This window comes from Streptomyces sp. NPDC005955 (assembly GCF_042871255.1).
In the GTDB taxonomy this organism is placed as follows: domain Bacteria; phylum Actinomycetota; class Actinomycetes; order Streptomycetales; family Streptomycetaceae; genus Streptomyces.
The window spans coordinates 1,070,431-1,088,095 of sequence record NZ_JBIAIF010000001.1 but is presented as its reverse complement, the minus strand read 5'-3'; the positions used below and the strand labels follow the sequence as shown (position 1 = coordinate 1,088,095).

Here is a 17,665-nt window from a genome sequence, read left to right as displayed (position 1 = left end):
GACGGACCGGTTCGGCCCCGGGGAATCATCGCCCGGGCCGTTCCCGGTGGGCCGGCCGGGCGGACGGCTCAGGACGCGGGCGTGCGCAGGGGTTCGCCGGCGGGCGTGGGGTGGGGCCGGGGGCGGCCCGTCACCATCGTCCCGGCGACCACCGCGGCCAGCAGCATGATCCCGACGGCCCACCAGATGGCCACGGTGTAACCGTGCACCACGCCCACGTTGGTGATCCGGGCCACCGCCGCCGGGTCGTGGGCGTCGGCCGCGCTCAGATGGGACGCCACGTACGCGCCCGCGGAGCTGGTGGCGATCGTGTTCAGCAGCGCCGTCCCGATGGAACCGCCCACCTGCTGGGAGGTGTTGACGGTGGCCGAGGTCACCCCGGAGTCCCGCGGGGCCACCCCCAGCGTGGCCGTCGCCATCACCGGCATGAACGTCATGCCCATCCCGAGGCCGAGCAGCAGTTCGGCGGGCAGGACGTGCGTCGCGTACTCGGCGTGCACGGTCAGCTGGGTCAGGATCACCAGACCGCCCGCCGCGAGCACCAGTCCGGGCACCATCAGGACGCGCGGCGCCACGTACTGCATCAGCCGCGCCGACACCTGGGTGGACCCGATGATGATCGCCGCGGTCATCGGCAGGAACGCGAGGCCCGCTTTCAACGGGGAGTAGCCGAGGATCGTCTGGAGGTAGTAGGTCAGGAACAGGAACGTCCCGAACAGCCCGATCGTGACCAGGGCCATCGTCAGGAAACAACCGGCGCGGTTCCGCTCCCGGATGACGTGCAGCGGCAGCAGGGGGTGCGGCGCGCGGGTCTGCCACCAGACGAACGCGGCCAGCAGCGCCACGCCGCCCAGCAGGAGGCCCAGCACCAACGGGTCGGTCCAGCCGCGCGGTTCGGCCTCGTTGAACCCGTAGACGATCGCCACCAGTCCGCCGCAGCCCAGCACCACGCCCGGGATGTCGAGGCTGGCCTCCCGGTGCCCGGGGCGGTCGTGGAGCAGGGTCACCGCGCCGAGGACCGCGATGCCCGCGATGGGCACGTTCACGTACAGGCACCAGCGCCAGTCCAGGAACTCGGTGAGCACCCCGCCCATGATCAGCCCGATCGCCGCGCCGCCGCCCGCGATGGCGCCGTAGATGCCGAAGGCCCGGGCCCGTTCCTTGGGGTCGATGAACGACGTCGTCAGCAGGGACAGCGCGGAGGGCGCGAGGAGCGCCGCGAACGCGCCCTGGAGCGCCCGGGCCCCGAACAGCATGCCCGAGGTGGTGGCCGCCCCGCCGATCCCGGAGGCCACGGCGAAACCGATCAGGCCGATGATGAACGTCCGCTTGCGGCCCACGAAGTCGGCGATGCGCCCGCCGAGCAGCAGCAGTCCGCCGAAGGCCAGGGTGTACGCGGTGATGACCCACTGGCGGTTGGCGTCCGAGATGCCGAGGTCCCGTTGGGCGGAGGGGAGCGCGATGTTCACGATCGTCGCGTCGAGCACCACCATGAGCTGGGCGAGCGCGATGACGACGAGCCCCCACCAGCGGTGGCGGTCCGGCGTGCCGTCCGCCGCCGGTTCGTCGGCCGGTTCACCGCTCAGGGGCGTACTCACCCTGACAGAACACCATGGAACGGGACGGGTCGCATCCGCATCCGCCGGTTCCGGCTCCGTGTCGCGGCGCGGTCAGGGTTCCAGGACGACCTTGCCGACGGTGCGGCGGGTCTCCAGATCGCGGTGGGCGCGGGCCGCCGCGGCGAGCGGGAAGCGGGTGACCGCCGGGACGAGTCGTCCCTCGGCGGCCAGCGCCAGGGCGCGCAGCTCCAGGGTGCGGATCGGGTTCTCGCCGCCCGCCTTCTCCATCATCGTGGGCCCGAGCACGTGGGTGGAGGTGACGCCCCGCTCCTTGAGGAACGCCCCGTCGGGTTCGTACGGGCCGGCCGTCCCGCTGCCTTCGGCGTCGAACCACCCGAAGACGAGGTGCCGGCCGCCCGGGGCGAGCAGGTCGACGGCGGCCCGCGCGGTGTCGCCGCCCACCCCGTCGTAGACGATCGTCGCGCCCGGCAGCCCGCGCCCGTCGAGGAAGTCCCGCACCCGGGTGGACCAGCTGGGTTCGCGGTAGTCCACGGCGAGGTCGGCGCCGGCCGCCCGGACCCGGTCGAGCTTGGGCCCGCCGCCCGCCAGGCCCACGACCACCGCACCGGCGTTCTTCGCGTGCTGCACGAAGAGGGTGCCCATGCCGCCCGCCGCGGACGGGACGAGCACCACGTCATCGGGGCCCGGCTCGGCGAATTGGACGACGCCCATCGCGGTGCGCCCCGTCCCGATCATGGCGACCGCGGCGGCGAAGTCCAGCTGTGGGGGGACCTCGTGCAGCCGCTCGACGGGGACGGCGGCCCGGGCCGCGTACCCGCCCGGGTTCATGCCGAGGTGGGCGACCACGCGCCGGCCCAGCAGGGCGGGGTCGGTGCCCTCGCCGACGGCGCTGACCGTGCCGGCGACCTCGCGGCCCGGGACGGTGGGCAGTTCCACGGGGCGGGGCAGGGGGCCCTGAACGCCCTTGCGCAGGGCGGTGTCCAGGACGTGCACCCCGGCGGCGGCCACTTCGATCAGGACTTCGCCGGCGGCGGGCACCGGGTCGGGCACCTCTTCGCACACCAGGTTCTCGGCGGGCCCGAAGGCGTGCAGGCGGACGGCGCGCATGGTGACTCCTCATGGGTGGGGCCGCCTCTTCGGCGGTACGGCCACAGCCTGCAACCTGGAGCAAACTTGAGGTCAAGCCGCTCCGGGCGGTGGCACCGGAGGGTCACTGTCAGTGGTCGGGTGCACGATGGGGGTCATGACGCGAAGCGCGACGGTGAAGAGGGCGAAGCGGCCCACGGTCAACCTCCCGGCCCTGGTCCCGTTCCGGGGCGCCGGGTGGGAGCCCGACGGGGACTACGACGGAGTGGAGTTCACGGATCTGGACTGCTCGGGGCAGGACGGCGGCGGCGCGCACTTCCTGGACTGCCGGCTGTCGGGCGTCACGCTGAACGAGACCAGACTCACCCGGGCCCGGATCGTCGACACCGTCCTCAGCGGGGCCCGTGGCGTGGGGACGGACCTGGCGGAGGCGACCCTGCGGGACGCCGAGGTGGTCGACGCCCGGCTCGGCGGGGTGCAGCTGCACGGCGCCCACCTGGAGCGGGTGGTCGTCCGGGGCGGCAAGATCGACTATCTGAACCTGCGGCAGGCCCGGCTCAAGGACGTGGTGTTCGAGTCGGTCGTCCTGGTCGAACCCGACTTCGGCGGCGCCACGTTGGAGCGGGTGGAGTTCCACGACTGCGTGCTCAAGGGGGTGGACTTCGGCGGGGCGCGGATGAGGGACGTGGATCTGCGGGGGGCCGACCAGTTGGAGATCACCCGGGGGGTCGAGGGGCTCCGGGGCGCGGTGATCAGCCCGTCCCAACTGCTCGATCTGGCCTGGCTGTTCGCCGGTGAGCTGGGGGTGCGCGTCGAGGGCTGAGCGCGCCCGACCACCCGGGAGCGCGGCCCCGCGGCGGTACGGGTCCTCGGGCCGTACGGGTCGTCCTCAGGCGGTGCGGGGGAAGCGGGACTGGAGGGTCCAGATCGTCGGGTTCTCCGCGAGGTCGTCGTGCAGGTCGGTCAGGTCCGCGATCAGGTCGTGCAGGAAGTCGCGGGCCTCGCGGCGCAGCTCCGTGTGCGCGAAGGACAGCGGCTTGTCGTCCACGGGCCGCCACTCCGCCTCGATGTCGACCCAGCCGAAGCGCCGCTCGAACAGCAGGCGGTCCGTCGACTCGGTGAAGTCCAGCTCGGCGTACTGCGGCTCCGCCGCCCTCGCCCCCAGCGGGTTGCGGTCCAACCGTTCCACGATGTCGCACAGCGCCCACGCGAAGTCCAGGACGGGCACCCATCCCCAGGCTGTGGACAACTCCCGGTCCGCTTCGGTGTCCGCGAGGTACACGTCCCCGCAGAAGAGGTCGTAGCGCAGCGCGCGGACGTCCGCGCGGCGGTAGTCGGCCTGCGGGGGGTCCGGGAAGCGGTTGGAGAGGGCGTATCCGATGTCGAGCACCCCCCGATGGTCGCACGGCGCCACCGCCTCCCGGCCGGCGACGCTCAGCGGGTGTGCCGGCGCCGGTCGTCGCGCCGCTTGCGGCCGGCCTCCCGACGGGGGCGGCCGGCGCGGCGCCCCGGGGCGGGGGACCGGCCGGCCACGCAGGCGAGGGCGAGTCCGATGACGGTGAACCAGTCGGAGGGGACGTCCAGTGCGAGGAGCACGGCACCGACGGCGAGGACCCCGGTGAAGGCCAGTACGCGGTGGTCGGGGTGGAACCGGCCGGGACGACGAGGACGTGTACGCATCGAATCTTCCTTCCGCTGTGCGAACGGGTGGAAAATCAGCTTGAGTTGGACCTCGGCTGTCCGTTCAGTCCGTTGCTGTCATCGCAGGTCAGGGCCGGTCAAGTAGGGGACAACGGACAAAGGGAGCAGAACCTACGGGGGTGCGTGGTGGAACCCGACGACGAACGACCGTCACAGCGGCTGCGGTCCCGGCTCGGCGCCATCGACCCGAGCACGCCGGAGGAGGCGGCGGAGTTGGCCAGGTGGCTGCGCCAGCTCACGGAGGGGCTGACGGTGCGCGACCTGGAGAGCCGCTTCGACTACGGCCGCAACCAGTGGAGCGAGTTCCTCCGGGGCCGCAAACTGATACCGCTGTGGCTCCTCCAGGAACTCGTGGCCGAACTGGTGCCCAAGAGCGGTCAGCGCCTGCAACGGGGGATCGGCAGCCACCTCCTGGATGCAGCGGAACGCGCCGCGGCCCGTGGGCGCGCCCAGTCCCCGGGGCCCTCCGGCCGGACGGTGACGGCGTCCGGCGGCGCCGTCCTCCCGTTGTCCGCGGACGGCACCGACGACGTTCCCGCTGCTGGAGCCGCGGTCCCGGCGCCCGCGCCGGCAGGCGACGGGGGCCCGCTGGGAAGGCCTGCCGCGGACGGGGCGGACGGCACGGACACCCCCGCCACCGGGGACGACCGTGGCCCGCGCCCGACGGCGGACACCGCGGACACGGCGGGCGGTCGGTCACTCCCGGTGCGCTGGCAGCGAGCGCTGTGGGCGGGGCTGGTGAGTCTGAGCCTGCTGGCGGGCGGAGCACTGATCGTCGAGGACTGGCAGGACCGCAAGGAGCCGAACGGCGCCGGTGCGCAGACGGGCCCCGTCCCGAAGGCCCGCATCGAGGCGACGCAGCCCCCGCGGGTGTCGCACGTACTCGAAGAGGCCAAGCGGAAGGGGGTGTTCAGGGTCGGCGTCAAGCAGGACCAGCCCGGCCTGAGCGAGCAGGACGCGCGCGGCGAGTGGACCGGATTCGACATCGAGTACGCCCGGAAGGTCGTCCGCGGGCTGGGGTTCACCGACACCATCGAGTTCGTCCCCCTGGGCACCGGGGTCCGGGCCTCCGAGGTGGTGGCCCGGAACGTCGAACTCTTCGTCGGGAGCTTCAGCATCACCGACGACCGCGAGAAGCTGATCAAGTTCGCCGGCCCGTACTTCGCCACCCCACAGGCCCTGCTGATGCACGGCGACAGCCCCGGGAAGGTCGTCCTCCGGGAGAACGGCGGTCGGACGCACGAGGACGTCGACTCCATCGACGACCTGCGGCCCGGCACGGTCGTCTGCACGGCCAGCAGCTCGACCTCCGTGGACCGGCTGGAGAGCGCGTACCCGGAGAAGAAGTTCGAGGTCATCAAGCGTTCGGACTACCAGAAGTGTGTCGACGACCTCCTGGACCCGAAGGGGCGGACCGAGGTCGTGAGCACCGACCGGGCGGTCCTGGCCGGCTTCCTCGCCACCGACGACAGGCTGAGGATGATCCGTGACAGCCTGCCCGACAGCACCGAGTACTGGGGCATCGGCATGCACCTCGACGATCCCGAACTCCACCGCAGGGTGTGCAAGCTCGTCGAGGCCGTCAAAGCGGACGGCTGGCAGGACCTGTACGACGCACACCTGAAGGGACCGTTGGACGGCAAGGACAACCGTCCCCCGAAGCCGGACCGGTGCCGGCCGGTGCCGACCACCGGGCCTTCCGGCAGCCCCTGACCGTCCCGGAGGTCACGGCCGGCCCGTCAGGCGAGCAGGCGCCGTTCCGTGGCCACCGCCACCGCCCCGGCCCGGGTGTCGACGCCCAACTTGTCGTAGATGCGCCCCAGGTGCGTCTTCACCGTCGCCTCGCTGATGAACAGCGCCCGGGCGATCTCCCGGTTGCCGAGCCCCCGGGCCAACTGCCCGAGGATGTCCCGCTCCCGCGCCGTGAGGGCCGGCCGCGGACTGCGCATCCGTTCCATCACCCGACTGGCGACCGGCGCGGACAGGGCCGTGTGCCCCCGGGCGGCGGCCCGGATCGCGGCGAACAGTTCCTCCGGCCGCTCCGCCTTGAGCAGGTAGCCCGTCGCGCCCGCCTCGATCGCCCGGGTGATGTCGGCGTCCGTGTCGTACGTGGTGAGGACGAGTACCCGGCCGCCGGTCGCCGCGATCCGCCGGGTCGCCTCCACCCCGTCGATGCCCTCGCCCAACTGGAGGTCCATCAGGACGACGTCCGGGCCGAGCTTCGCCGCCATCGCCACGGCCTCCTCCCCGCCGCCCGCCTCGCCGACCACCTCGAAGTCCGGTTCGCTGCCGAGCAGGGCCAGCAGCCCCGCCCGGACCACGGCGTGGTCGTCGCAGAGCAGCAGCCGCACGGGACCGCCGCCGGTGGTGCCGGTGGGCGGGTCGGGCAGGGGGTGGCCGTGGGGGGTGGTCATCGTCGCTCCGGGCGTTCGGGTGCGGGCAGGGGGACCGACACGGTCAGGACCGTGCCCTCGTTCGGGGCCGATTCGATGGTGAGGGTGCCGCCCAGGGCGCGCACCCGGGCGCGGATCGCCGGCAGCCCGTGCCCCCGTACGCCCGCCGGGTCCGCGGCGACGGCCTCCGGGACGAACCCCCGGCCGTCGTCCGCGACGTCCAGCACCAGCTGGTCGCCCAGACAGGTCAGGGTGAGCGCCGCGGTACCGGCCGCGGCGTGCTCCCGGACGTTCGCCAGGGCGCCCTGCGCGATCCGCAGCACCGCCGACTCCGTGCGTTCGGGCAGTGCGGCCGGGGTGCCCTCCACGTGGAAGCGCACGGGCAGTTCCGCGCGGGACTCCCGCTCCGCCAGCCGGCGCAGCGCCCCCACCAACCCACCGCCCTCGGCGAGGTCCGCGGGGGCCAGGTCGTGGACGAACCGCCGGGCGTCGGTGAGGCTGCGCTCGGCGATCGAGGCGGCGGCGTGGACGTGCGCCCGGGCCTTCACCGGGTCGGTCCCCCACACCCGGTCGGCGGCCTGGAGCAGCATCCGCTGACTGGACAGGCCCTGCGCCAGGCTGTCGTGGATCTCCATCGCCAGCCGCTGCCGTTCGATGAGGGTGCCCGCCCGGCGTTCGGTGGCGGCCAGCTCCCGGCGGGTGCGGATCAGGTCGTCGATCAGGGCGCGCTGCCGGGCCGTCTGGCGCTGCATGTGGACGAACCCGGCCGCCGCGATCGCGGCCACGGCGGGCGGCGCCAGCAGCAGGTTCGGGTCGAAGCGGTCGGCGAGCCGCATCTGCGCGACCACGACGAACGCGGTGAGCACGGCGATCAGCGTGAGCGCGGGCCGGGCCGGCAGGGTGCGCAGGCCGGTGTAGAAGAGGGGGACCGCGCACCAGGCGAAGCTGGGCGCGAGCACGACGAGGACCACCCACACGGCGACGACCATGCCCAGCCACAGCAGCACGGGGGCCCGGGTGCGCCGCCGGTTGCCCGGGGGAGGGTCGGCGGGCGCGGTGGTGCCGAGGGCCGGGCCCAGCACGTAGAGCAGGGCGAGGACCACGGACAGCGCGATGATCCACGGGGTACGGGGTTCGCCGGGGTGCCGCAGCAGGAACCGGGCCAGCGAGGCGCCCAGCAGCAGGAAGAACGCCGTGTGCATCACGACGGCCAGCCAGCGCGCGTCCGGGTCCGCGCCGGGAGACGTCCGGTGTGCTGGTGGAGTCCGGTGCGGCGGTGGAGGCGTCCGGTGCGGTGGGGGCGGTGCGGCCACGCCGTGCCTCCTCGTGGTGCGTACGGGTCCGGCCCGGCCGGGGCATTCCCTCCCATTGTGACCCGGTGCGGGACCCGCGGGGTCATCCGATCGGTCGACCCCCGGGTCAGCCGTCCCGCACCGCCACCGTGTCCGGTCCGCCGACGGGTGGCGACCGGTTCCGCCCCCAGGATCGAAGTGAGCCGGTCAGCACCGCACCGGCACCACCACCCACCGGCCGGTCCGGTCGGACCCGCCAGCGAAAGGCAGTGCCGTCATGAGCCACACCCCCGAGACCCACGAGACCGCCACGACCTCCGGGACGGCCGCGCCGCGGCGGCACCGGTCCCCCCAGGGCCGTCGCGTCCGGATCGGCGTCGGCGCACTCGCCCTCGCCGCGGTGGGCGCCGGAACGTTCGGCGTCGTGTCGGCGAGCGCCGACTCCCCGGCCGCGGCGGGCCGCACCACCGCCACCGCCGACCCCTCGGGCCGTCACCTCCAGCAGACCACGCACCTCACCGTCGACGCCGCGACCCGCGCCGCGCAGGCCACCCTGGACGCGGCCGAGCGGGAGAACCAGCGGGTGACGGTCGCCGTCGTCGACCGCAACGGCAACACGCTGGTGACGCTGCGCGGCGACGGCGCGGGCCCCCAGTCCTACGAGTCCGCCGAGCGCAAGGCGTTCACCGCGGTCTCCTGGAACGCGCCCACCTCCGAACTGGTCAAGCGCCTCGCCCAGACCCCGAACCTCAAGGACATCCCCGGCACCCTGTTCCTCGGCGGCGGCGCCCCCGTCACCGTGAAGGGCGCCCCGATCGCGGGCATCGGCGTCGCGGGCGCCCCCTCGGGCGACCTGGACGAGAAGTTCGCCAAGGCCGGCGTCGCCGCACTGAACAACCGCTAGCCCCCGACCGAGCGCGCCTCCGCTCCCGCCCCTACGCCAGGGGCGCCGGGAGCGGAGGCGCGCCGGACCCGGGCTGCTTAGGATCGGTCGCGTGGACCCCGCCCGCACCCGTACCCGTAGGCGCTGCGCCACCCGCGGCCGTACGCGCGCCCGGCTGGGGCTGGGCCTCGCGCTCACCGTGCTGGCGGGCTGCACCGCCACGGGCGGCGGGCTGACCGCCGGGTCCGGGGGCCGCGGGGCGGGCGCCGACGGGGTCGGGGACCCGTACTTCCCGCTGATGGGCAACGGCGGCTACGACGTCACCCACTACGATCTCGCCCTCGCCTACGCACCGAAGACCCGCCACCTCACCGGCACGGCCACCCTCACCGCCCGGGCCACCGCGGACCTCACCGCCTTCAACCTGGACCTGCTGGGCCTGACGGTCCGCTCGGTCACCGTCGACGGCGCGTCCGCCCGGGTCACGCGCGACGGACAGGAACTGACCGTGCGACCCCGCGCCGCCCTCGCCCGGGGCGAGGAGTTCCGCACCACCGTGCGGTACGCCGGTCGGCCCCGCACGATCACCGACCCGGACGGTTCCGAGGAGGGCTGGCTGCCCACCGCGGACGGCGCCCTCGCCCTCGGCCAGCCCACCGGGTCGATGGCCTGGTTCCCCGGCAACCACCACCCCGGTGACAAGGCGGCCTACGACATCGCCGTCACCGTCCCGGAAGGGCTCACCGCCGTCTCGGGCGGCGAGCTCCGCTCCACCCGTACCGTCGACGGCCGCACCACCTTCGACTGGCACGGCGCGGAGCCGCAGGCGAGCTACACGGCGACCGTGGCGATCGGCCGCTACCGGGTCAGCACCTCCCGCATCGACGCCGACCGGCTCACCGAGGACGACGGCATCAAGACCACCGACGGGCGCCGCGAACTGTCCGTGTACGACGCCGTCGACCCGCAGGTGGCCGGCGCCGCCCGCGAGCCGCTCTCCCGGCTGCCCGCGATCATGGCCTGGGCGGAGCGCACGTTCGGCCCGTACCCGTTCTCCGCCACCGGCGCGATCGTCGACCGGGACGGTGACGCCGGGTACGCGCTGGAGACCCAGACCCGCCCGGTGTACCCGGGCGCCCCGGACCCCGTCCTGATCGTCCACGAACTCGCCCACCAGTGGTACGGGGACTCCGTCACCCCGCGGACCTGGCGGGACATGTGGCTCAACGAGGGGTTCGCCACGTACGCGGAGTGGCTGTGGGACGAGGAGCACGGGGGGCGCACCGCGCAGAGCGTCTTCGACGCGTTGTACCGCGGTGACTACTACGACGAGCCGGGTGCGGACGCGGCGGTGTGGGCGTTCCCGCCGGCTGCGCCGCCTTCGGCCGCGGACGTTTCGCAGGCGCCCGTGTACCAGCGCGGGGCGATGGTGTTGCACCGGGTGCGGCGTACGGTCGGGGAGGGCGCGTTCCGGGAGGTGCTGCGGGGGTGGCCCACGGTTCACCGGTACGGCACGGTGGACACGGCCGCGTTCACCGCGTACGTCGAGCGGGTCGCGCCCCGGCACCGGGGCGCTCTGCGGCGTGTCTGGGCCACGTGGCTCCACGGCGAGGGCAAGCCGCCGCGGCCCTGACCCCCACGTTGCCCTGCGGGGTGCGCTGTTCCGTGCGGGTGCGCTGTGCTTGCCCGCGCAGTTCCCCGCGCCCCTTCGGTACGTCCCGTTGTGGGTGCGCTGCTCCGTGCGGGTGCGTGGTGGGTTGCCCGCGCAGTTCCCCGCGCCCCTTCGGTACGTTCTCCTGCGGGTGCGCTGTTCCGTGCGGGTGCGTGGGGGTTGCTCGCGCAGTTCCCCGCGCCCCCGTCGGGGCCCGTTTCGGGGCGGATGGCGACGGTGGGGGGCGCCCCTTCAGGGGCGCGGGGAACTGCGCAAAACAACAGCGCACCCGCACCAGACAGCGCACCCGCAGGGAAGCGCACCATAGGGGCGCGGGGAACGGCGCGAGCAACCCCCACGCACCCGCAGGGAACGACGTACCCCCTGGGGGCGCGGGGAACTGCGCGAAACGGCAACGCACCCGCACGGGACATCGCAGGGGTCAGCGTTTGTGGGCGACCCACGCGTAGAGGTTGATGTCCTCGTCACGGACGTCCGTGATGTCCAAGTACTTGGTCCGGTCGACGTAATCCAGCGAAGCGAAGTACGCCGGGTCCGCGGGAGCCGCCCGCACCACGTCCTCGATCCGGTCCGGCCGCCACTCGTGCACCCGCACGATCCCCGGCTCGACCAACTCCAGACCGTTGTCCGAGGCGAACCGGGCGACCTGCGCACGGGACCGGAGCACGAACGAGAACCCCCGGGCCCGGAACGTCTGCGCCACCCCGCCGATCGCCACCGGATTGAAGTCCGCACTGAGGTGGCTGAGGACGACGACACTGCCGGCCGCCAACCGGCCGATCAACTCGGCGACGACCGGGTACGCCTCCTCGTCCTCGACGAAGTGCAGCACCGAGACGAGGACCAGCGCCACCGGCCGGGACAGGTCGAGCGTCTCCGCGGCCTCGTCGAGGATGCGCCCCGGCGTCCGTAAGTCCGCGTGCACGTACGCGGTCCGGCCTTCCGGGTGACTGGTGAGCAGCGCACGGGCGTGGGCCAGGACGACGGGGTCGTTGTCGACGTACACGACCTTGGTGTCCGGGGCGGTGCGCTGCGCGATCTGGTGCACGTTCTCCCGGGTCGGCAACCCCGTGCCGATGTCGAGGAACTGCCGTATCCCGGTCGTGTCCGTCACATGGGACACCGCCCGCCGCAGGAAGTCGCGGTTGTGCCGTACGTCCAGGTACCCCCGCGGATTGACGGCGAGCGCCGCGGCGGCGGCCTCGCGGTCCACCTCGTAGTTGTCCTTGCCGCCGAGCAGCACGTCGTACACCCGCGCCGGGTGCGCCTTGGTCGTGTCGATGTCCGAGCCCGGTGCGTCCGCCGCGCGCTCGGTTCGGTCGTCGGTCCCGCGGGCGTCGCCGCTCATGTGCACCAGCCTCCGTGAGGTTCCCCGTGGGGCTCGCTGCCCCGTCCGGGACGCCCCGCGTCCCACCCTGCACCAAATTCGCTGAAAACAAAGGAAGTTGTCGAAGTGCCGCAGGGTCCGCGGGAATGGTCAGCCCTCGGCGAGGGCCTGCTTCCAGACCGGGCTGTCGAAGTAGTGGTTGTCGTACTGCTCGGAGCTGTCGCGGATGTCCTGGACGGTGGCCTCACCGCGGTACACGCGCTCCAGGAGGCGGTAGTAGTCGAAGCGGTCCATGCCCGGGGTGAAGACGACGAGCATGTCGGCCTCCTCCCCCGGGGCCGGGGCGAAGGCGTGCGGCACGGTCGGAGGGACGGTGAGGAAGTCGCCGGTGCGCAGGGTCAGCACCTCGTCGTGGAGCAGGACGCGCATCGCCCCGTTCGAGTAGCACGACACGTGCCGTGCTCCCAGTCGGATGGGGGAGGTCCGGAGCGGGTCTCAGTCCGTCGGTACGGGCGCGGCGCAGGCGTCGACGATGGCCCGGGTGTCCCAGTAGAAGGGGTGGACCTCGGTGATCCGCCCGTCCTCGACCGTGATCGTTTGCAGGATCGGGAAGCGGAGTTCACGTCCTGTCGCCCGCACCCGGGCCCGTACCCGGGTGAGCACCACCGCGGTCTTGCCGGTGGCGAGGAACTCCTGTTCCAGCAGCTCGAACTCCTCCCAGAACCGTCCCATCGCGAGGAAGAACCGCGCCATCCCCTCGTGCCCGCGCCAGGTGCCTCCGTACGGCAGGGCGTCCGCCTGGTGCAGTTCGACGTGCGGGGCGAAGAAGGGGGCGAGCGTGTCGAACGAGGCCCCGCCGGGGCCGCCGGCCGCCAGGTACTCCGCTTCGGCCGCGTACATACGGGTGAGGACCGTCATCGAGTCCGTGGGGGAGGGCGTGGTCATGCCGCCAGCATGATCGGCAGGGGCGCGTCCTGCTCGCGGATTCCCGACGTCGTCCTGCGGCGCGGGTCCGGCGCCCTCCTGCAACGCGCAGGCCCCCCGGTTCGAGGTGAACCGGGGGGCCTGCTTCGCGTGCGGGTCCGGGCGTCAGCCTCAGACGTTCACGCCGAAGTCCTGGGCGATGCCCACGAGACCGGAGGCGTAGCCCTGGCCGACCGCGCGGAACTTCCACTCGGCGCCGTTGCGGTACAGCTCGCCGAAGACCATCGCGGTCTCGGTCGCGGCGTCCTCGCTGAGGTCGTAACGGGCGATCTCCGCGCCGCCGGCCTGGTTGACGATGCGGATGTACGCGTTCCGCACCTGGCCGAAGTTCTGGCTGCGGGACTCGGCGTCGTAGATCGAGACCGGGAAGACGATCTTGTCGATGTCCGCCGGGAGGGCGGCCAGGTTGACGTTGATCGCCTCGTCGTCGCCCGCGCCCTCGCCCGTGCGGTTGTCGCCGGTGTGGACGATCGTCTGGTCCGGGGTCTGCTTGTTGTTGAAGAAGACGAAGTGACCGTCCGAGTAGACCTTGCCCTGGGGGTTCACGGCGATGGCCGAGGCGTCGAGGTCGAAGTCGGTGCCGGTGGTGGTCCGGACGTCCCAGCCGAGGCCCACCGTGACGGCGGTCAGGCCCGGTGCCTCCTTGGTGAGCGAGACGTTGCCGCCCTTGGACAGGCTTACAGCCATGGGGATGTCCCTTTCCCTGTGATGTGTCGGGCTTCGTACTGAGGACGAAGCTACCGTCACCCCTATGAACGCCGCGGGGACACCCCGGGGTTCCTGATGCCTTCACCTTCTTTCTCATCCGCCCCTGCATGCGTATGCGTGTTCGATTGCAGGGGCGGGGGCGTCCGCTGAAATGGGGGTGACGGGGACCCGTCCCGCACGCGACCATGGACGGCATGTCCGGTCCTCATGTCATCCGCGGTTCGGTCCTCCTGCCGGAGGCCGAGCTGATGTGGCGTTTCTCGAAGTCGTCCGGGCCGGGCGGCCAACACGTGAACACCACCGACTCGCAGGTGGAGCTGCGGTTCGACCTGGCGCGCACCACCGCCCTGCCCGAGGTGTGGAAGGAGCGGGCCCTCGCGCGCCTGGCCGACCGGCTGGTCGACGGGGTCGTCACGGTCCGCTCCTCCGACCACCGCTCCCAGTGGCGCAACCGGGAGACGGCCGCCGTCCGGCTGGCCGCGTTGCTCGCCGAGGCGAGTGCTCCGCCGCCGAAGTCGCGCCGGCCGACGCGGATCCCGCGGGGCATCAACGAGCGGCGGTTGCGCCAGAAGAAGGCTCGTGCCGAGACGAAGCGGGGGCGGTCGGGCCGCGACTGGGGCTGAGCCCGTCCGCTGCCCCGTGCGGGTGCGCTGTCCCGTGCGGGTGCGTTGTTTTTGTGCGGTGCGCTGTGGTTTTGCGCAGTTCCCCGCGCCCCTGATGGGGCGCTCCTCACCATCGCCGTCCGCCCCCCACACGGGCCCCGACAGGGGCGCGGGGAACGGCGCGAGCAACCCACCACGCACCCGCAGGGGACATCGCACCCGCAGGGAAGCGCCCCGACAGGGGCGCGGGGAACTGCGCGAGCAACCCCCACGCACCCGCACGGGACGTCGCACCCGCAGGGAAGCGCCCCGACAGGGGCGCGGGGAACTGCGCAAAACCCACGGCGCCCCCGCACGGGCCCCGCGTCAGCCGAGCGTCCGGTACCGCCCCCGGAAGTACGCCAGGGGCGCACCGTCCGGACTGGGAAGGTCAGCCCTCAGCACCCGACCGATGACGAGAGTGTGGTCCCCGGCCGCGACCCGCTGCTCCGTCCGACACTCCAACGTGGCGAGCGCCCCCCCGACCAGCGGGGACCCCGACACCTCGCCCCGCACGTAGGGGATGTCCTCGAAGAGCAGCCGATCGCTGATGCGCCCCTTCATGGCGAACCGGCCCGCTATGTGGCGCTGGCTCTCCGTGAGGACGGACACCGCCCAGTGGGGCTGCTCTTCGAGCAGGTCGTCCATCCGGGAGCCCTCGCGCAGGCTGACGAGGACGAGCGGCGGGTCGAGCGAGACGGACAGGAACGCCGTGGCGGTCATGCCGACGTCTTCGCCGCGGGGGCCGTGCGGTGACAGCGGCGGCTCATGCGCGGTCACCAGCACCACCCCCGCGGCCAGTCTGGCCATCGCGGCGCGGAACTCGTCGTGGGTCACTCCCTCAGGATGCCCGGCCGCGGAGTCGGCCGGGGCGTCGCCGGGAGGGTTCGGCACCGTCAGGGAGGTCTTCAGCACGTCCGCAACGCTAACCGGAGATCGCCGCCGGACACATCGGCCCGAAGGCCGACGATGGTCCTAGGACCACCGGACCGGTTTCGCTCCCGCACGGCCGGTCCGCGGGGTACCGTCGGCCTACCCCCACGGAGGGAAATGGATGTGTATACCCAGTGCCGTATGGATCCAAAACCCCTTTCCAGGATTTCTCGGAGCGTATTCCGCAGGGCTGAATGCGCCCCCCGAGGCACCCTGTACCTACCCCCCACAGCTGTCGAAACGCCCGTCAAATGGGACCACGGTGGCCCCACTGTTTGCGGGAAGCAAACGAGTCCCGGTGCGATCTATGCGCGTCGACCGGCATATTCATCTGATGTGACATGAGTCACAGCACCCAATATTTGTTGACCCTGTGTACCGGGTGGACAGCTCACTGTGATTCAGTGGCGGGGACGCCGCGCTCAGGTGCACTCGGGTGCACCCCGCCGATGAGAGAACCTGGAGTTGCTGCCGACGTCTCGGGGAGGGCAAGCATGGAGACCGAGTCGGAGCCGTACGTCCGCCTTGCGACCCTGCGGCAGCTGCACCAGGTCATGGCGGACATGAACACGGCGCGCAGCCTCGCGGACACCGTGCAGACCGTCGCCAACGGAGTGGTCACCGGCCTCGGGTACGAACTGGCCGCCGTGAACCTCGTGCGCCCCGACGGGGACCTCGTCGTCGCGGCCTTCGCCGGGGACGCCTCCGCCGAAGCCCTCATCACCGGCCGGGTCGGTCCGCGCGCCTCCTGGGACCGCCGACTGGGCATGGGCGAGCGCTGGGGCAGCCTGATCTTCATCCCGCACACCGAGGGCTGGGTCCTCGACGACGACGACGTCCCGCAGTGGTACACCGACGGACCCGAGCCCCGGTTCGAGGACGAGTGGCACCCCGCGGACCGCCTCCTCGCCCCCCTCTACGCCAACGGCGGGCTGCCCGGCGAGTTGATCGGCGTGCTCTCGGTGGACCGTCCCCGCAACGGACGGCTCCCCGGCGCCTGGGGGCGCGAAGCCCTCCAGATGTACGCCTTCCAGGCCGCCATTGCGATAAGCAACGCACGACTGCGAGCAAACATGCAGCGGGCGCTCGTCCGCCTCGAACGCGAGCAGCAGGCGCTACGGGCCAGCGAGGAGTCCTTCCGCCAGGCGTTCGAGTACGCCCCCAGCGGCATGGCCATCGCCGAGATGGGCGGCGACCAGCACGGGCGCATCCTGCGGACCAACGACGCCCTGTGCCGCCTGCTCGGGCGCCCCGCCTCGGCGATGCGCCGCTACTCCTTCTCCGACCTGGTCCACCCCGAGGACATAGGGACCCTGCTGCGCACCTCCGCCGAGGGCGGCCGGGCGGAACTGCGGCTGGCCCGGCGCGACGGCACCTACCTGTGGGTGTCCCTGCGCAACTCCGTCGTCGCGGACGCCGCCGACGGGCCACGGTTCCTGCTCACCCACGTCGAGGACATCGAGGAGCGCAAGCGGCGGGAGCTCCAGCTCGCCCACCGCGCCAGCCACGACGCCCTCACCGGACTGCCGAACTCCGCGGAGCTGCGCTCCCGACTGTCCTCCCGGCTCTGTCGCCGCCCGCAGGGCAGCGTCAGCACCCGGGCCGCCGCGGGGGAGTCGGTGGACGCCGCCTACGGCGGCCCCGGTCTGGAGGGCTTCGACCAGGCGGAGGCCCTCGCGGAGCGCGCCGCCCGGGCGGCCGAGCGGTTCGAGACCCCGGCCGGTGAACCGGTCGTCGGGTACGACCACGTGCACGTCGTCGCCCCCGAGGACGAACACGATGACGGCACCAAGGGACTGGCCGTCCTCTTCTGCGACCTCGACGGCTTCAAGTCGATCAACGACCGGTTCGGGCACCACACCGGGGACGCCGTCCTCATCGAGGTCGCCCGGCGGCTCACCAGCGGGGTGCGCGACGGGGACACCGTCGCCCGGCTCGGCGGTGACGAGTTCGTGGTCCTCGCGGACGGGCTCGGCAGCGCCGACGCCCAGGACCTCGCGGTGCGGCTGCGCAACGCGATCGTGCCGCCCATCCGGGTGGACGGGCGGGCCGTGCGGGTCGGGGCGAGCTTCGGCATCGGCTGGGCGCGGTGCGGGATGACCGCGGACGAGGTCCTGAAGTCGGCGGACCAGCTGATGTACGCGGAGAAGCGCTCCCGCGCGAAGCAGCAGCGCCGCGCCGGCTGAAGCGGCCGCGCGGGGCGGGCGGGACGCACCGGGTCCCCCGGCCGGGGGGCGCCGGTTTGTCCTTCGGGCACCCGGTCTGTTCTGGTGGCCCGCACGGCGTCCCGCGGCCCCTTTGTGCTCGGGTGGGGCGTTGGCGGGTTCTCGGCGGGTCTGTCGCGGTTACTCGCGCGGTCCGCCGTGCGCCACCCGGCGCGCGGCACCCTCCGTACCGGGTTCCGGTGTGGGGGGAACCGTCACCCAATGGGATGAGTCGGAACGGGTAGGCTCGCCCGCATCACG

16 protein-coding genes and 1 pseudogene are annotated in these 17,665 nt (G+C 73.0%); 6 read left to right on the top strand and 11 right to left on the bottom strand.

What is annotated here, in order from left to right:
• Positions 1-68: 68 nt before the first annotated feature.
• Both ACFYOU_RS04665 and ACFYOU_RS04660 read right to left on the bottom strand, forming a co-directional pair.
• On the bottom strand, positions 69-1,598 hold the full coding sequence (locus ACFYOU_RS04665; RefSeq protein WP_389765910.1) for an MFS transporter: 1,530 nt from the start codon (positions 1,596-1,598) through the stop codon (positions 69-71).
• A gap of 72 nt (positions 1,599-1,670) precedes the next feature.
• Positions 1,671-2,687 carry a zinc-binding dehydrogenase gene (locus ACFYOU_RS04660; RefSeq protein ID WP_391303575.1) on the bottom strand — a complete coding sequence of 339 codons (1,017 nt, stop codon included), beginning with the start codon at positions 2,685-2,687 and terminating at the stop codon, positions 1,671-1,673.
• 127 nt (positions 2,688-2,814) lie between these two features.
• Between ACFYOU_RS04660 and ACFYOU_RS04655 the strand changes: the two genes are divergently transcribed.
• Positions 2,815-3,489 carry a pentapeptide repeat-containing protein gene (locus ACFYOU_RS04655; protein ID WP_391303573.1) on the top strand — a complete coding sequence of 225 codons (675 nt, stop codon included), beginning with the start codon at positions 2,815-2,817 and terminating at the stop codon, positions 3,487-3,489.
• Positions 3,490-3,555: 66 nt separating this feature from the next.
• Here ACFYOU_RS04655 and ACFYOU_RS04650 read toward each other — a convergent pair whose 3' ends face one another.
• On the bottom strand, positions 3,556-4,056 hold the full coding sequence (locus tag ACFYOU_RS04650) for a hypothetical protein (protein WP_391303571.1): 501 nt from the start codon (positions 4,054-4,056) through the stop codon (positions 3,556-3,558).
• A 44-nt stretch (positions 4,057-4,100) separates the two neighbouring features.
• Positions 4,101-4,346: a hypothetical protein gene (locus ACFYOU_RS04645; protein WP_391303569.1), complete on the bottom strand. Its 246-nt coding sequence runs from the start codon at positions 4,344-4,346 to the stop codon at positions 4,101-4,103.
• Between the two features lie 144 nt (positions 4,347-4,490).
• Here ACFYOU_RS04645 and ACFYOU_RS04640 point away from each other — a divergent pair, with 144 nt between their 5' ends.
• Positions 4,491-6,080 carry a transporter substrate-binding domain-containing protein gene (locus ACFYOU_RS04640; RefSeq protein ID WP_391303567.1) on the top strand — a complete coding sequence of 530 codons (1,590 nt, stop codon included), beginning with the start codon at positions 4,491-4,493 and terminating at the stop codon, positions 6,078-6,080.
• Between the two features lie 26 nt (positions 6,081-6,106).
• Here the strand turns inward: ACFYOU_RS04640 and ACFYOU_RS04635 are convergent, their stop codons facing one another.
• A complete protein-coding gene (locus tag ACFYOU_RS04635; RefSeq protein WP_391303565.1) occupies positions 6,107-6,781 on the bottom strand; it encodes a response regulator in 675 nt (224 codons plus the stop codon).
• On the bottom strand, positions 6,778-7,962 hold the full coding sequence (locus tag ACFYOU_RS04630; RefSeq protein ID WP_391303784.1) for a histidine kinase: 1,185 nt from the start codon (positions 7,960-7,962) through the stop codon (positions 6,778-6,780). Before ACFYOU_RS04630 ends, ACFYOU_RS04635 begins: the two co-directional genes overlap by 4 nt.
• Positions 7,963-8,329: 367 nt before the next feature.
• Here ACFYOU_RS04630 and ACFYOU_RS04625 point away from each other — a divergent pair, with 367 nt between their 5' ends.
• A complete protein-coding gene (locus tag ACFYOU_RS04625; RefSeq protein ID WP_391303563.1) occupies positions 8,330-8,956 on the top strand; it encodes a heme-binding protein in 627 nt (208 codons plus the stop codon).
• 91 nt (positions 8,957-9,047) lie between these two features.
• On the top strand, positions 9,048-10,568 hold the full coding sequence (locus tag ACFYOU_RS04620) for a M1 family aminopeptidase (RefSeq protein WP_391303561.1): 1,521 nt from the start codon (positions 9,048-9,050) through the stop codon (positions 10,566-10,568).
• 460 nt (positions 10,569-11,028) lie between these two features.
• Here the strand turns inward: ACFYOU_RS04620 and ACFYOU_RS04615 are convergent, their stop codons facing one another.
• The 4 genes and pseudogenes from ACFYOU_RS04615 to ACFYOU_RS04600 form a co-directional block, all read right to left on the bottom strand.
• Positions 11,029-11,955, bottom strand: a complete 927-nt coding sequence (locus tag ACFYOU_RS04615) for an SAM-dependent methyltransferase (RefSeq protein WP_391303559.1) — start codon at positions 11,953-11,955, stop codon at positions 11,029-11,031.
• Between the two features lie 129 nt (positions 11,956-12,084).
• Positions 12,085-12,369, bottom strand: a pseudogene (locus ACFYOU_RS04610) (cupin domain-containing protein); the annotation flags it as partial.
• Positions 12,370-12,429: 60 nt separating this feature from the next.
• Complete coding sequence (locus ACFYOU_RS04605) at positions 12,430-12,879, bottom strand: nuclear transport factor 2 family protein (protein ID WP_391303557.1); 450 nt, start codon at positions 12,877-12,879, stop codon at positions 12,430-12,432.
• 150 nt (positions 12,880-13,029) lie between these two features.
• Positions 13,030-13,605, bottom strand: coding sequence for a TerD family protein (locus ACFYOU_RS04600; protein WP_385489684.1), 576 nt, complete (start codon positions 13,603-13,605; stop codon positions 13,030-13,032).
• Between the two features lie 215 nt (positions 13,606-13,820).
• Here ACFYOU_RS04600 and arfB point away from each other — a divergent pair, with 215 nt between their 5' ends.
• Entirely contained in the window at positions 13,821-14,249 is a 429-nt protein-coding gene (gene arfB / locus ACFYOU_RS04595; RefSeq protein ID WP_389765891.1) for an alternative ribosome rescue aminoacyl-tRNA hydrolase ArfB, read from the top strand.
• Between the two features lie 345 nt (positions 14,250-14,594).
• Here the strand turns inward: arfB and ACFYOU_RS04590 are convergent, their stop codons facing one another.
• Complete coding sequence (locus ACFYOU_RS04590; RefSeq protein ID WP_389765889.1) at positions 14,595-15,182, bottom strand: flavin reductase family protein; 588 nt, start codon at positions 15,180-15,182, stop codon at positions 14,595-14,597.
• A 512-nt stretch (positions 15,183-15,694) separates the two neighbouring features.
• On the opposite strand from ACFYOU_RS04590, the gene cdgB reads away from it, so the two are divergent.
• On the top strand, positions 15,695-17,386 hold the full coding sequence (gene cdgB, locus ACFYOU_RS04585) for a diguanylate cyclase CdgB (protein ID WP_385489679.1): 1,692 nt from the start codon (positions 15,695-15,697) through the stop codon (positions 17,384-17,386).
• The last annotated feature ends 279 nt before the right edge of the window (positions 17,387-17,665 follow it).